The sequence below is a fragment of the Snodgrassella sp. M0351 genome (genome assembly GCF_016100575.1).
Classification (GTDB): Bacteria; Pseudomonadota; Gammaproteobacteria; order Burkholderiales; family Neisseriaceae; genus Snodgrassella; species Snodgrassella alvi.
On record NZ_JACFSG010000008.1, the window covers coordinates 1 to 15,711 of the forward strand.

The window sequence follows — 15,711 nt, forward strand, 5'->3', positions numbered from 1 at the left end:
TGCGATGGAAGAAGGCTTACGCTTTGCGATTCGTGAAGGTGGCCGAACAGTTGGTGCCGGTGTGGTTGCTAAAGTTATCGCTTAAAGTTTTGTAGGCCAGTAGCTCAATTGGTAGAGTATCGGTCTCCAAAACCGAGGGTTGGGGGTTCGAGACCCTCCTGGCCTGCCAAAAAAATCAGACTAATCGGCCAATGGTCGGTTAGTCTTTTTTGTATTAATTAAAAGGTGGTTATATGGACAACAAAACATCGAAAGATGTAGGAGCCAAAACCAAAGCACAATTAAAAGCTGAAGCTAAGCAACAGCAGGAGTTGGAAGTCAAACGTAATAAATGGTTTGATTTATTGAAATATCTTCTCTCCGCTATATTGGTTACCGCTGGTATTCAGGCATTCTATGCTCTTGATGCGCAATTGCCACTTTATATCCGTTATTTATTTCCATTGGTAGGTGTAGTAGCAGCCATTGTAATTGTATTTTTTTGGAGTACGGGTGGACGCAAACTTACTGCTTATGTGCGCGACTGTGTATCGGAAGCCAGAAAAGTAGTTTGGCCAGGGCGTAATGAGGCATTGCGCATGACCCTGTTTGTGCTGATATTTGTTGCTGTCTTGTCGTTATTTATTTGGGGTGTTGACAGCCTGATTTCATGGTTGTTATTTGACATCTTTATGAGGAGAAGCTGATCATGGCAAAACAGTGGTATGTTGTACACGCTTATTCCGGTTTTGAAAAAAATGTACAAAAAACCTTAAAAGAGCGCATTGAGCGTGAAGGAATGGGTGAATATTTTGGTCAGATACTGGTGCCGGTTGAAGAAGTTGTGGATATAAAAAACGGGCGTCGCAGTATTACTGAACGTAAATTTTTTCCTGGTTATGTTCTGGTAGAAATGGATATGACCGATGCTTCGTGGCACTTGGTTAAAAATACACCACGTGTGACTGGCTTTATTGGTGGAACAGCCAATAAACCATTACCTATTTCAGCTCGTGAAGTGGATGCTATCTTGCATCAGGTGCAAAGTGGAGTAGAAAAACCGAAACCAAAAGTCCTCTTTGATGTTGGTCAGCAAGTGCGGGTAAATGAAGGTCCGTTTAAAGACTTTAATGGCGTTGTAGAAGAAGTCAATTACGAACGCAATAAACTGCGTGTTGCTGTGCAGATATTTGGACGTGAAACACCGGTTGAGCTGGAATTTTCTCAGGTAGAGAAAATTTAACTGCAATAATACAACATAAACTAACCTGTGCTTGTAAGGAAAAGGTTTTTTCTTTATAATCACGGGTCTTGCTTTTGGGGAGCAGCATTTGCTGCGTCATACCCGTTTATTTGGAGTTTAAATCAAGTGGCAAAAAAAATTGTAGGCTATATCAAACTGCAGATTCCTGCAGGTAAAGCCAATCCGTCTCCTCCGGTAGGTCCGGCACTGGGTCAGCGTGGTCTGAATATTATGGAATTCTGTAAAGCCTTTAATGCGGCTACGCAGAATGTTGAGCCGGGTCTGCCGGTTCCGGTAGTGATTACTGCGTTTGCAGATAAATCATTTACCTTTGTAATGAAAACGCCACCGGCTTCTATTTTGCTGAAAAAAGCAGCTGGTCTGCAAAAAGGTAGTTCAAATCCATTAACCCAGAAAGTGGGTAAAGTGACTCGTGCACAATTGGAAGAAATCGCCAAGACTAAAGAGCCTGATTTAACTGCTGCTGATCTGGATGCGGCGGTACGCACCATTGCCGGTAGTGCCCGTTCAATGGGTTTAGATGTGGAGGGTGTGTAAATGGCTAAGCTTTCAAAACGCATGCAGGCTATTCGTGCTGCTGTGGAAACCAATAAATTATATGCTATTGATGAAGCACTGAGTCTGGTTAAAGCTAATGCTACAGCCAAATTTGATGAATCTATCGATGTATCTTTCAATCTGGGCATTGATGCACGTAAATCTGATCAGCTTGTTCGTGGTTCTGTAGTGTTGCCTAAAGGTACTGGTAAAACTGTACGTGTAGCTGTGTTTACTCAGGGCGCTAATGCGGAAGCTGCTAAAGCAGCCGGTGCTGATGTGGTTGGTTTCGATGATCTGGCTGCTGAAGTCAAAGCAGGTAATCTGAACTTTGATGTGGTAATTGCATCTCCTGATGCTATGCGTGTAGTAGGTCAGCTAGGTACTATTCTGGGTCCGCGTGGTTTAATGCCAAACCCGAAAGTGGGAACTGTTACGCCGAATGTTGCTGAAGCTGTTAAAAATGCGAAGGCAGGTCAGGTACAGTATCGTACAGATAGAGCTGGTATCGTACATGCAACTATTGGTCGTGCTTCTTTTGATGCCGCTGATCTACGTGAAAACTTTAACGCATTACTAGACGCCATTGTTAAAGCTAAACCTGCTGCAACAAAAGGTCAGTATCTGCGCAGAATCGCCGTATCCAGCACGATGGGTGCAGGTTTGTGTGTTGACAGCGCTTCTGTAAATAATTAAGAAGTATCGTTGAATTTTGGCAGTTTGGTCTCATATCAGACTGCCATTAAAATTCATATAAATGTTTTACATTTATATGTTGGGCTACTTAGAAATAAGTAGATGTCCAAGACCGTAGGGAATTTGTTGTAGTAAAACAAATTTTAAAAAATAACCCTACGCAGACGGTAGTCCCGGATAATCTTGTGTAAGCCTTGCTTACGGATGTCTTTTTGGGTTGCCGCGCTGGGTGGAGTGGTATTCATACCGCTCTGATTGAAAACAGTGGGAGGTAGACCTTGAGTCTCAATATTGAAACCAAGCAAGCAGCCGTAGCCGAAATCGTAGCAGCCATTGCTAACGCTCAAACTATGGTTATTGCCGAGTATCGTGGTATCAGTGTTGCCAGTATGACCGAACTGCGTGCCAATGCTCGTAAAGCAGGTGTATACCTGCATGTGTTGAAAAACACATTAGCCCGTCGCGCTGTTGAAGGTACATCATTTGCCGCTCTGGCTGATCAGATGGTTGGTCCGTTGGTTTATGCGGTATCTGAAGACCCGGTTGCTGCTGCAAAAGTACTGCACCAGTTCTCGAAAAAAGATGAAAAAATTGTACTGAAAGCAGGTTCATATAATGGTGATCTGCTGGATGTTGCTCAGGTAGCAGAACTTGCTTCTATTCCGAGCCGCGACGAATTGCTCGCGAAATTGCTGGGTATTATGCAAGCTCCTGTTTCAGGTTTTGCCCGTGCACTTGCTGCTTTGGCTGAGAAAAAAGCCGGCGAAGAAGCTGCCTAAATTTCATCTGATTTATATTTAAATTTTTATTCTCAATTATTGGAGTTTAATAGCATGGCTATTACTAAAGAAGACATTCTGGAAGCAGTTGGTAACCTGACCGTTATGGAATTAAACGATCTGGTTAAAGCTTTTGAAGAAAAATTTGGTGTATCTGCAGCTGCTTTGGCTGTTAATAATGGTTCTAATAACGGTGCTACAGCTGCCGAAGAAAAATCTGAATTTGATGTAGTATTGACTTCTGCTGGTGCTCAGAAAGTTGGCGTGATTAAAGTTGTTCGTGCTATCACTGGTTTGGGTCTGAAAGAAGCTAAAGATCTGGTTGACGGTGCACCTAAAACTCTTAAAGAAGGTGTTTCTCAGGCTGAAGCTGACGACATTAAAAAACAACTGGAAGAAGCCGGCGCTTCTGTCGAAATCAAGTAATTTCAGTTGCGTTTTACAGGCTGGTAGCTTAGGCTACCAGCCTGCTTTCGCTTGTCTACCTCAAGTGATATTTTATAAATATTTACAAAAAAACCATTAATTTACCTAATTTTACTCTTTTGATATTAACAGTTATCTGAGTATTTATAAAACCTTACTTGCCAAACCTCCCTACTGGAGACTGTACATGTCCTACTCTTTTACTGAAAAAAAACGTATCCGTAAAAGCTTTGCCAAACGTGCGAATGTATTAGAAGTGCCGTTTTTATTGGCTACGCAGTTGGATTCTTATACACAGTTTTTACAGATGGAAACACCCTATGACCAGCGCGCTGATGTTGGTCTTCAGGCTGCTTTTCAGTCTATTTTTCCGATCATCAGTCATAACGGTTATGCCCGCCTTGAGTTCACCCATTATGTATTAGGTGAACCAGTGTTTGACATTCCGGAATGTCAGCTGCGTGGTATTACTTATGCAGCTCCGTTGCGGGCACGTATCCGGCTGGTGATTTTGGACAAAGAGTCATCCAAACCTAATGTGGTTAAAGAAGTTCGTGAAAATGAAGTTTATATGGGTGAAATTCCGTTGATGACACCCAGTGGTTCATTCATTATTAACGGTACAGAACGCGTCATTGTTTCACAGTTGCACCGTTCTCCGGGTGTATTCTTTGAACATGACAGAGGTAAATCACATTCATCTGGTAAATTATTATTTTCAGCACGGATTATTCCTTATCGCGGATCCTGGCTTGACTTTGAATTTGACCCGAAAGATTTGCTGTATTTCCGTATCGACCGTCGTCGTAAAATGCCGGTAACTATTTTACTGAAAGCACTTGGGTTTACACCGGAACAGATTTTGGACATGTTCTATGACCGTGAAAGTTATCACCTGTCTAAAGATGGTGTGCATACTGATCTGATTCCGGCACGTCTGAGAGGTGAAACTGCCAAGTTTGATCTGGTAGATAAAGACGGCAAAGTACTGGTACAAAAAGGCAAACGTATTAATGCCAAGAATATCCGTGACATTATTGCTGCAGATATTAAATGGCTGGAAGTTGAACCGGAAAGTCTGATTGGCAAGGTACTGGCTGCTGATGTGGTTGTTCCGGATACCGGTGAAATACTGGCTAAATCCAATGATGAAATCACGGAAGAGTTGCTGGCACAGTTTGATATACAGGGAATCAAAGAAATTTCAACGCTGTATATCAATGATCTGGATCAGGGTGGTTATGTTTCTAATACTTTGCGTACTGATGAAACCGAAGGTCAGCAGGCTGCACGTATTGCTATTTATCGCATGATGCGCCCGGGTGAGCCGCCAACCGAAGACGCTGTTGAAGCATTATTTAATCGCCTGTTCTTTAGTGAAGACAGCTATGACTTGTCACGTGTCGGCCGGATGAAATTCAACACCCGTACCTATCAGCAAAAATTGCTGGAAGCACAGCAGGAGTCATGGTATGGACGTCTGATGACACAAACTTTTGCCAATGCTGATAAAGAAGGCAATCATGTACTAACTATTCCGGATATTGTATCCGTAATTGCTACACTGGTTGAATTGCGCAACGGACATGGTGAAGTAGATGATATTGACCATTTGGGTAATCGTCGCGTACGTTCTGTGGGTGAGCTGGCTGAGAACCAGTTCCGCAGTGGTCTGTCTCGTGTAGAACGTGCCGTTAAGGAACGCCTGAATCAGGCAGAATCAGAAAATCTGATGCCGCATGACCTGATTAATGCCAAACCGGTTTCTGCTGCAATCAAAGAGTTTTTCGGATCCAGCCAGTTGTCTCAGTTTATGGATCAGACTAATCCATTGTCTGAAGTCACCCATAAACGCCGTGTATCTGCATTGGGACCCGGTGGTCTGACCCGTGAGCGTGCCGGCTTTGAAGTGCGTGACGTACATCCGACTCATTACGGTCGTGTATGTCCGATTGAAACACCTGAAGGTCCGAATATCGGTTTGATTAATTCGCTGGCAGTTTATGCCCGTACCAATAAATACGGTTTTCTGGAAACCCCTTATCGCCGAGTTGTCGACGGTAAAGTAACTAATGACATTGATTATTTGTCAGCTATTGAAGAAGGTCGCTTTGTCATTGCTCAGGCGAATGCTGATCTGGATAAAGACGGCCGGATTATCGGTGATATGGTAACCTGCCGTGAAAAAGGTGAAACCATAATGGCAACACCGGATCGCGTACAGTATATGGACGTGGCTACCGGTCAGGTGGTTTCAGTAGCGGCTTCACTGATTCCATTCCTTGAGCATGACGACGCCAACCGTGCTTTGATGGGTGCCAACATGCAACGTCAGGCAGTTCCCTGTTTGCGTGCTGAAAAACCATTAGTTGGTACTGGTATTGAACGCTCTGTGGCTATTGACAGTGCTACAGCTATTGCGGCCAGTCGCGGCGGTGTTGTGGAATATGTGGATGCAAACCGTGTTGTAGTACGTGTTAATGATGACGAGGCTACTGCTGGTGAAGTGGGTGTGGATATTTACAATCTGGTGAAATTCACCCGTTCTAACCAGTCAACCAATATTAATCAGCGTCCTGCCGTACAGAAGGGTGATGTTATCCAGCGCGGTGATGTTATTGCGGATGGTGCTTCTACTGATTTAGGTGAGCTGGCACTGGGTCAGAATATGACTATCGCCTTCATGCCATGGAATGGTTATAACTATGAAGACTCAATTCTGATTTCAGAACGTGTCGTTGCCGGTGATCGTTATACTTCAATTCATATTGAAGAATTGAATGTGGTATCCCGTGATACCAAGCTGGGCGCCGAGGAAATTACCCGTGATATTCCGAATTTGTCTGAGCGTATGCAAAATCGTCTGGATGAATCCGGTATCGTTTACATTGGTGCTGAAGTAGAGGCCGGTGATGTACTGGTAGGCAAGGTGACACCTAAAGGTGAAACTCAGCTTACACCGGAAGAAAAACTGTTGCGTGCTATTTTTGGTGAAAAAGCCAGTGATGTAAAAGATACTTCACTGCGTATGCCTACTGGCATGAGTGGTACTGTTATTGATGTTCAGGTATTTACCCGTGAAGGTATTGAACGCGATAAACGTGCTAAGGCGATTATCGATGCAGAACTGAAACGCTATCGTCAGAATCTGACTGATCAGTTGCGTATTTTCAATGATGATGCTTTTGACCGTACTGAACGCCTGATACTGGGACAAAAAGTCAATGGCGGACCATTGAAACTGGCTAAAGGTGCAGAAGTTACTAAAGAATATCTGGCTTCATTGCCGAGCCGTCATGACTGGTTTGATATTCGTCTGAGTGATGAAAGTATTGCGAAGCAGGTGGAACTGATTAAGGAAAGTTTGCAGGCCAAGCATGAAGAATCAGATGCTCTGTATGAAATCAAGAAGAAAAAACTGACACAAGGTGATGAATTACAGCCGGGTGTACAGAAAATGGTTAAGGTGTTTATTGCCATTAAACGTCGCCTGAAAGCCGGTGACAAAATGGCCGGCCGTCATGGTAATAAAGGTGTGGTATCCCGCATTCTGCCGGTTGAAGACATGCCTTACATGGCTGACGGACGCGCTGTGGATATCGTACTGAATCCGCTCGGTGTACCAAGCCGTATGAATATTGGTCAGATTCTGGAAGTACATCTGGGCTGGGCTGCCAAAGGTATTGGTGAGCGTATTGACCGTATGCTGACAGAAAAACGTGCTGCTGATGATATTCGTGCTTTCCTTGAAAAAGTGTACAACAGCAGTGGTAAGAAAGAAGATTTATCGCAGTTTAATGACGATGAAATCATCAATCTGGCTCAGCATTTGCGTAAAGGTATGACTGTAGCTACACCAGTATTTGATGGTGCGGAAGAATCCGAAATCAAAAATATGCTGGCATTGGCTTATCCAGAGGATGATCCAGAAATTCAGAAACTGGGCTTTAATGATACCCGTACGCAGATGACACTGTATGATGGTCATACTGGAGAAGCCTTTGACCGTAAGGTGACTGTGGGTGTAATGCATTATCTGAAACTGCATCATCTGGTTGATGAAAAAATGCATGCTCGTTCTACTGGTCCGTACAGTCTGGTCACTCAGCAGCCGCTGGGTGGTAAAGCTCAATTCGGTGGCCAGCGTTTTGGTGAGATGGAAGTTTGGGCACTGGAAGCTTATGGTGCTGCTTATACTCTGCAGGAAATGTTGACTGTGAAATCAGATGACGTCACCGGTCGTACCAAAATGTATGAAAACATTGTTAAAGGCGAGTACAAGATTGATGCCGGCATGCCGGAATCATTCAATGTGTTACTGAAAGAGATTCGCTCTTTAGGCCTGGATATGGATTTGGAACGTTACTAACCGACACCGGTCGTATACAGTGTGTGAGGCATACTGTATACGGCATCGTCAGGAGCAAATATGAAAGCTTTATCAGACTTATTTAATCCGCTGCAAAATGCCAGTGCCGAAGAAGAATTTGACGCAATTAAAATCGGCATTGCTTCGCCGGATACCATTCGTTCTTGGTCGTACGGTGAAGTGAAAAAACCGGAAACGATTAATTACCGTACTTTTAAACCGGAACGTGACGGCTTGTTTTGTGCCAAGATTTTTGGCCCGATTAAAGATTATGAATGTTTGTGTGGTAAATACAAACGTCTGAAATTTCGCGGGGTAACCTGTGAAAAATGTGGTGTGGAAGTAACCTTGTCCAAAGTACGCCGCGAGCGCATGGGACATATCGAACTGGCTGCACCGGTTGCGCATATCTGGTTTTTGAAATCTTTGCCATCCCGTCTGGGTATGGTATTAGATATGACTTTGCGTGACATTGAACGTATTCTGTATTTTGAAGCTTATGTGGTAACTGATCCGGGGCTGACTTCATTACAGCCGCGTCAGCTGCTCAGTGAAGAAGAATACATTACCAAATATGAAGAGTCTGGCGGCGATTTTGAAGCCAAGATGGGTGCTGAAGGCATTCGCGATTTACTGCGAGCCATGGATATTGCCCATGAGGTTACTGTATTGCGTCAGGAACTGGATTCAACCAGTTCAGATACAAAAATTAAGAAAATTGCTAAACGACTGAAAGTTCTGGAAGCATTTCAGCGTTCCGGTATGAAACTGGAATGGATGATTATGGATGTGCTGCCAGTACTGCCACCGGATTTGCGTCCGCTGGTACCGCTGGATGGCGGCCGTTTTGCTACTTCTGATTTGAATGACCTGTATCGTCGCGTCATTAATCGTAACAACCGTTTGAAACGCCTGCTTGAACTGCGTGCACCGGATATCATCGTACGCAATGAAAAACGTATGTTACAGGAAGCGGTAGATTCATTACTGGATAATGGCCGTCGTGGTAAAGCCATGACTGGCGCTAATAAGCGTCCGCTAAAATCCCTGGCAGATATGATTAAAGGTAAGGGCGGTCGTTTCCGTCAGAATCTGCTGGGTAAACGTGTCGATTACTCCGGTCGTTCTGTGATTACCGTTGGTCCGTACCTGCGTCTGCATCAGTGCGGTTTGCCGAAGAAAATGGCTTTGGAACTGTTCAAACCATTTATTTTCCATAAACTTGAACAGTTAGATCCGACCGTAACTACCATCAAAAAAGCCAAAAAGATGGTAGAACAGGAAGAGCCGATTGTATGGGATATTCTTGAAGATGTTATTCGTGAACATCCGATTCTGCTCAACCGTGCACCAACCTTGCACCGTTTGGGTATTCAGGCATTTGAGCCGATTCTGATTGAAGGTAAGGCAATTCAGCTGCATCCGCTGGTATGTACTGCATTTAACGCCGACTTTGACGGTGACCAGATGGCTGTGCACGTACCACTGAGTCTGGAAGCACAGATGGAAGCGCGTACCCTGATGCTGGCTTCGAATAATGTATTATCACCAGCCAATGGTGAACCAATTATCGTACCGTCACAGGATATCGTATTGGGTCTGTATTATATGACCCGCGATAAAATTAATGGTAAGGGCGAAGGCAGCCTGTTTGCTGATGTAAAAGAAGTACACCGTGCCTACCAGACTCGTCAGGTAGAGCTGGGTACTAAAATTACTGTACGTTTGCGTGAATGGGTGAAAAATGGTCAGGACGAATTTGTACCGGTAGTTAACCGTTATGAAACTACTGTCGGCCGTGCTCTGCTGTCAGAGATTCTGCCAAAAGGTTTGTCTTTCGATCATATTAATAAAACGCTGAAGAAAAAAGAAATTTCTAAGCTGATTAATGCTTCATTCCGTCGCTGCGGATTGCGTGATACTGTCATTTTTGCTGACCACCTGATGTATACCGGTTATGCATTCTCAACTCGTGCCGGTATTTCAATCTGCGTTGACGATATGCTGGTGCCTGAAAGTAAACCACAATTGCTGGCAGAAGCTAATGCAGAAGTTAAAGAAATTGAAGACCAGTACCGTCAGGGTCTGGTAACCAATGGCGAACGTTACAATAAAGTAGTCGATATCTGGGGTCGTACCGGTGACAAGATTGCCAAAGCGATGATGGATAATCTGTCTACTCAGAAAGTAGTTGACCGCGAAGGTAATCTGGTTGATCAGGAGTCATTCAACTCAATTTACATGATGGCTGACTCCGGTGCCCGTGGTTCTGCCGCTCAGATTAAGCAGTTGTCAGGTATGCGTGGTTTGATGGCGAAACCGGATGGTTCCATTATTGAAACACCGATTACTTCTAACTTCCGCGAAGGTCTGACAGTATTACAGTACTTTATTTCTACTCACGGTGCCCGTAAAGGTCTGGCTGATACGGCATTGAAAACTGCTAACTCCGGTTATCTGACCCGTCGTCTTGTTGATGTGACACAAGACTTGGTGGTAGTAGAAGATGATTGTGGTACCAACGACGGCTTTGTGATGAAAGCAGTGGTACAGGGCGGTGATATCATTGAATCATTACGTGATCGCGTACTGGGACGTGTTACTGCTGAAGATGTAGTTGATCCGACCAGTGGTGAAACTTTAGTTGAAGCAGGTACGCTGCTGAACGAAAGTCTGGTTGATCTGATTGATAATTCAGGTGTCGATGAAGTTAAAGTACGTACTCCGATTACCTGTAAAACACGTCATGGATTGTGTGCCAAATGTTATGGCCGAGATCTGGCGCGCGGTAAACTGGTCAATGCCGGTGAATCTGTTGGTGTGATTGCTGCTCAATCTATTGGTGAGCCGGGTACTCAGCTGACTATGCGTACCTTCCACATTGGTGGTGCCGCTTCACGAGCTGCAGCCGCAAGTCAGGTAGAGGCTAAATCTGGTGGTACGGTTCGCTTCTCCAGCCAGATGCGTTATGTAGCCAATAACAAAGGCGAATTGGTCGTTATTGGTCGTTCATCCGAAATTGTGATTCATGACGATATTGGTCGTGAGCGTGAACGCCATAAAGTACCTTACGGTGCATTGTTGCAGGTAAAAGATGGTGGTGTGGTGAAAGCCGGTCAGACACTGGCTACGTGGGATCCGCATACCCGTCCGATGATTACCGAGTTTGCCGGTCGTGTCCGCTTTGAAAATATCGAAGAAGGCGTTACTGTAGCTAAACAGACTGATGATGTTACCGGTTTGTCTACTCTGGTGGTTATTGATGGTAAACGTCGTTCCTCTACTCAGTCTAAACTGTTGCGTCCGACAGTAAAACTGCTGGATGACAAAGGCGAAGAAATTCGCATGGCAGGAAGCGAAACTGCTGTTTCCATGGCCTTTCCGGTTGGTGCGGTGATTACTGTACGAGAAGGACAGGAAGTAGGTAAAGGTGATGTACTGGCCCGTATTCCTCAGGCTTCATCCAAAACCCGCGATATTACCGGTGGTCTGCCGCGTGTAGCTGAATTGTTCGAAGCACGTACTCCGAAAGATGTGGGTATGCTGGCTGAAGTAACTGGTACTGTTTCTTTCGGTAAGGAAACCAAGGGTAAACAGCGTCTGATTATTACTGATGCAGACGGTGCTGCTTATGAAACCCTGATTTCCAAAGAAAAACAGGTGCTGGTACATGATGGTCAGGTGGTGAATCGCGGTGAAGTGATTGTAGATGGTGCAGTCGATCCGCATGATATTCTGCGTTTGCAGGGTATTGAGGCGCTGGCTCGTTATATCGTGCAGGAAGTACAGGAAGTGTATCGTCTGCAAGGTGTGAAGATTTCCGATAAACATATCGAAGTGATCATTCGCCAGATGCTGCGCCGGGTAAATATTGCCGATGCCGGTGACAGTCACTTCATTACTGGTGAGCAGGTTGAACGCGGTGATGTAATGATTGCCAATGAGAAATTGCTGGCAGAAGGTAAAGAACCGGTACGCTTTGACAATGTATTGCTGGGTATTACTAAAGCATCATTGTCTACCGATTCGTTTATTTCTGCTGCATCCTTCCAGGAAACGACCCGTGTACTGACTGAAGCGGCTATCATGGGTAAACGTGACGATTTGCGCGGCCTGAAAGAAAACGTAATTGTTGGTCGTCTGATTCCGGCCGGTACCGGACTGACTTACCATCGCAGTCGCCGCCAGAAATGGCAGGAGCAGTTGGCTGCTGAGGCTGCAGAGAAAAGCGAATAAGCTTTAATATCTGTTGTAAATAAAACCGCTGAAAGCCATTCAGCGGTTTTATTTTGCACATGGTTTTATATAGTTGTTTTTTCAACAGATATAAAGCGTTTAAAGTTTGATTATCTTGACCATAATAAAGCAGGAATGCTAGAATACCCGTTTTGCCGGCATGGTGCCGGCATATATTGACTCAACAGGATAAAGAGAAAATATGCCTACTATCAACCAATTGGTACGTAAAGGACGTCAGGCTCCGGTTTACGTCAACAAAGTACCTGCTTTAGAGGCTTGTCCTCAAAAACGTGGCGTATGCACCCGTGTATACACCACTACTCCGAAAAAACCTAACTCAGCGCTGCGTAAAGTATGCAAAGTGCGTCTGACCAACGGTTATGAAGTGATTTCATATATCGGTGGTGAAGGCCACAACTTGCAGGAACACAGCGTAGTACTGATTCGCGGCGGTCGTGTAAAAGACTTGCCGGGTGTGCGTTACCATACTGTACGCGGCTCTCTGGACACTGCAGGTGTTAAAGACCGTAAGCAGTCCCGTTCTAAATACGGTGCTAAACGTCCTAAATAATCGGACGCATCGGCAGATTATCTGTCGAGTAAGTGAATATTTACATAAATATTCGCGGGCTATGCCCAGCTGAATAGTTTAAGGAAATTGAAATGCCAAGACGTAGAGAAGTCCCAAAACGTGACATATTGCCAGATCCGAAATTCGGCAGTATCGAATTATCCAAATTCATGAATGTGCTGATGATAGACGGTAAAAAATCTGTAGCAGAACGCATTGTATACGGCGCTCTGGAACAGATTGAAAAGAAAACCGGCAAAGAAGCCATTGAAGTGTTTAACGAAGCCATTGCCAATGCCAAACCGGTGGTAGAAGTAAAAAGCCGTCGTGTTGGTGGTGCTAACTATCAAGTTCCTGTTGAGGTTCGTCCTGCCCGTCGTCTGGCTCTGGCCATGCGCTGGGTACGCGATGCGGCTCGTAAACGCGGTGAAAAATCCATGGATTTGCGTCTGGCTGGTGAATTAATTGATGCGGCCGAAGGTCGCGGCGGTGCATTGAAAAAACGTGAGGAAGTACATCGCATGGCTGAAGCCAACAAAGCCTTCTCTCACTTCCGCTTCTAATGCAGAAAGGCAATTATCGTGGCTCGTAAAACCCCTATTGAGCAATACCGCAATATCGGTATTTCTGCACATATTGATGCTGGTAAAACCACCACTTCAGAACGTATTCTGTTTTACACCGGCATGACTCACAAACTGGGTGAAGTACATGACGGTGCAGCCACCACCGACTGGATGGAGCAGGAACAGGAACGTGGTATTACCATTACCTCTGCTGCTGTTACCACCTTCTGGAAAGGTATGGCAGGTCAGTTTAAAGAACACCGTTTAAATATTATTGATACCCCGGGACACGTAGACTTTACTGTTGAAGTAGAGCGTTCTATGCGTGTACTGGATGGTGCGGTAATGGTTTACTGTGCTGTGGGTGGTGTACAGCCTCAGTCTGAAACTGTATGGCGTCAGGCCAATAAATACAAAGTGCCTCGCCTGGCTTTTGTAAATAAAATGGACCGTCAGGGTGCCAACTTCTTCCGTGTGGTTGAACAGATGCAGACCCGTCTGCGTGCTAATCCAGTACCGGTTGTCATTCCGGTAGGAGCTGAAGACGGTTTCGAAGGCGTGGTAGATTTGCTGAAGATGCAGGCTATCGTATGGGATGATGCAACTCAGGGTTTGAAATTTGAGTATGCTGATATTCCTGCTGACCTGAAAGACGTTGCCGAAGAATGGCGCGAAAAAATGGTTGAAGCTGCAGCAGAAGCCAACGAAGAACTGATGGAAAAATACCTCGGCGGTGAAGAGCTGAGCGAGGAAGAAATCGTTGCTGCCCTGCGTGCACGTACACTGGCCGGTGAAATTCAGCCGGTACTGTGCGGTTCAGCATTCAAAAACAAAGGTGTACAGCGTCTGCTGGATGCTGTGGTTGAGTATCTGCCAAGCCCGACAGACATTCCGCCGGTAGCCGGTGAAAAACCGGATGGTGAAAAAGACAGCCGTAAAGCCAGCGACGATGAGAAATTCTCTGCGTTGGCATTTAAACTGATGAACGATAAATACGTTGGTCAGCTGACTTTCATCCGCGTGTATTCTGGCGTGGTGAAATCTGGCGATACTGTAGTGAACTCTGTTAAAGGCACTAAAGAACGTATTGGTCGTCTGGTACAGATGAAAGCCAATGATCGTGATGAAATCGAAGAAGTACGTGCCGGTGACATTGCAGCTGTAATTGGTTTGAAAGATGTAACTACTGGTGAAACGCTGTGTGATACTGACGCTCCGATTATTCTGGAACGTATGGAATTCCCAGAACCGGTTATCCACGTAGCAGTTGAACCAAAAACTAAAGCTGACCAGGAAAAAATGGGTCTGGCTCTGAACCGTCTGGCTAAAGAAGACCCGTCTTTCCGTGTGAAAACAGATGAAGAATCTGGTCAGACTATTATTTCCGGTATGGGTGAATTGCATCTGGAAATTATTGTAGACCGTATGAAACGTGAATTTGGTGTAGAAGCCAATGTGGGTGCACCACAAGTAGCTTATCGTGAAACCATCCGTAAATCAGTGGAATCCGAAGCCAAATACGTGAAACAGTCTGGTGGTAAAGGTCAGTATGGTCATGTAGTGATCACTATGGAACCTCTGGAACCAGGTGGTGTAAACTACGAATTCATCGACGAAATTAAAGGTGGTGTGATTCCACGTGAATTTATTCCGTCTGTGGATAAAGGTATTCGTGATACTATGACTAATGGTATTCTGGCCGGTTATCCGGTTGTGGATATCCGTGTGCGCCTGACTTTCGGTTCATACCATGATGTGGACTCTTCGCAAATCGCGTTTGAATTAGCCGGTTCTATGGCATTCAAAGACGGTATGCGCAAAGCTTCTCCTGCACTGCTGGAACCTATCATGGCGGTTGAAGTAGAAACACCGGAAGACTACATGGGTGATGTAATGGGCGACTTGAATCGTCGTCGTGGCATCGTGCTGGGTATGGATGATGATGGTATCGGCGGCAAGAAAGTTCGTGCCGAAGTACCACTGGCAGAAATGTTCGGTTACTCAACCGACCTACGCTCTGCTACTCAGGGGCGTGCTACTTACTCCATGGAGTTCAAGAAATACGCTGAAGCACCAAATAATGTAGCCGAGCAGGTAATTGCTGCACGTAAAGGCTAACTTATTTACCGATAACCTGAAAGTACCTGTACTTTCAGGTTATCATCGTTCTTTAATGATCTTTATTCAAGGAAACTTAGCTCATGGCTAAAGAAAAATTCGAGCGGAGCAAACCGCACGTAAACGTTGGCACCATTGGTCACGTTGACCATGGTAAAACCACTTTG

At 45.0% G+C, this 15,711-nt stretch carries 12 protein-coding genes, 1 tRNA gene and 1 pseudogene; all 14 read left to right on the top strand.

What is annotated here, in order from left to right:
- Window positions 1–85: pseudogene (locus H3V01_RS10775) on the top strand (hypothetical protein); the annotation flags it as partial.
- 8 nt (window positions 86–93) lie between these two features.
- Window positions 94–169 (top strand) — tRNA-Trp (locus H3V01_RS10780).
- A 64-nt stretch (window positions 170–233) separates the two neighbouring features.
- Window positions 234–686, top strand: coding sequence for a preprotein translocase subunit SecE (gene secE, locus H3V01_RS10785; RefSeq protein WP_198186784.1), 453 nt, complete (start codon window positions 234–236; stop codon window positions 684–686).
- Between the two features lie 2 nt (window positions 687–688).
- Complete coding sequence (gene nusG / locus H3V01_RS10790; RefSeq protein ID WP_025329893.1) at window positions 689–1,222, top strand: transcription termination/antitermination protein NusG; 534 nt, start codon at window positions 689–691, stop codon at window positions 1,220–1,222.
- Between the two features lie 126 nt (window positions 1,223–1,348).
- Window positions 1,349–1,780: a 50S ribosomal protein L11 gene (gene rplK, locus H3V01_RS10795; protein WP_025329894.1), complete on the top strand. Its 432-nt coding sequence runs from the start codon at window positions 1,349–1,351 to the stop codon at window positions 1,778–1,780.
- Window positions 1,781–2,476 carry a 50S ribosomal protein L1 gene (gene rplA / locus H3V01_RS10800; protein ID WP_100125046.1) on the top strand — a complete coding sequence of 232 codons (696 nt, stop codon included), beginning with the start codon at window positions 1,781–1,783 and terminating at the stop codon, window positions 2,474–2,476.
- Between the two features lie 278 nt (window positions 2,477–2,754).
- A complete protein-coding gene (gene rplJ / locus H3V01_RS10805) occupies window positions 2,755–3,255 on the top strand; it encodes a 50S ribosomal protein L10 (RefSeq protein WP_025329896.1) in 501 nt (166 codons plus the stop codon).
- 54 nt (window positions 3,256–3,309) lie between these two features.
- The gene (gene rplL, locus H3V01_RS10810) at window positions 3,310–3,681 is read left to right on the top strand and encodes a 50S ribosomal protein L7/L12 (RefSeq protein WP_025329897.1); all 372 of its coding nucleotides are present in this window, start codon (window positions 3,310–3,312) and stop codon (window positions 3,679–3,681) included.
- 187 nt (window positions 3,682–3,868) lie between these two features.
- Window positions 3,869–8,050 carry a DNA-directed RNA polymerase subunit beta gene (gene rpoB, locus H3V01_RS10815; RefSeq protein ID WP_198186785.1) on the top strand — a complete coding sequence of 1,394 codons (4,182 nt, stop codon included), beginning with the start codon at window positions 3,869–3,871 and terminating at the stop codon, window positions 8,048–8,050.
- 60 nt (window positions 8,051–8,110) lie between these two features.
- A complete protein-coding gene (gene rpoC / locus H3V01_RS10820; RefSeq protein WP_025329899.1) occupies window positions 8,111–12,286 on the top strand; it encodes a DNA-directed RNA polymerase subunit beta' in 4,176 nt (1,391 codons plus the stop codon).
- A gap of 202 nt (window positions 12,287–12,488) precedes the next feature.
- Window positions 12,489–12,860: a 30S ribosomal protein S12 gene (rpsL, locus tag H3V01_RS10825; RefSeq protein ID WP_025329900.1), complete on the top strand. Its 372-nt coding sequence runs from the start codon at window positions 12,489–12,491 to the stop codon at window positions 12,858–12,860.
- Window positions 12,861–12,952: 92 nt separating this feature from the next.
- Window positions 12,953–13,423 carry a 30S ribosomal protein S7 gene (rpsG, locus tag H3V01_RS10830; protein ID WP_025329901.1) on the top strand — a complete coding sequence of 157 codons (471 nt, stop codon included), beginning with the start codon at window positions 12,953–12,955 and terminating at the stop codon, window positions 13,421–13,423.
- Between the two features lie 18 nt (window positions 13,424–13,441).
- Window positions 13,442–15,544 (top strand): elongation factor G, encoded by a 2,103-nt coding sequence (gene fusA / locus H3V01_RS10835; protein WP_025329902.1) that lies wholly within the window; start codon window positions 13,442–13,444, stop codon window positions 15,542–15,544.
- Between the two features lie 83 nt (window positions 15,545–15,627).
- Window positions 15,628–15,711 (top strand): GTP-binding protein (locus H3V01_RS10840; RefSeq protein WP_002252039.1); only part of this gene is annotated, 84 nt, incomplete at its 3' end.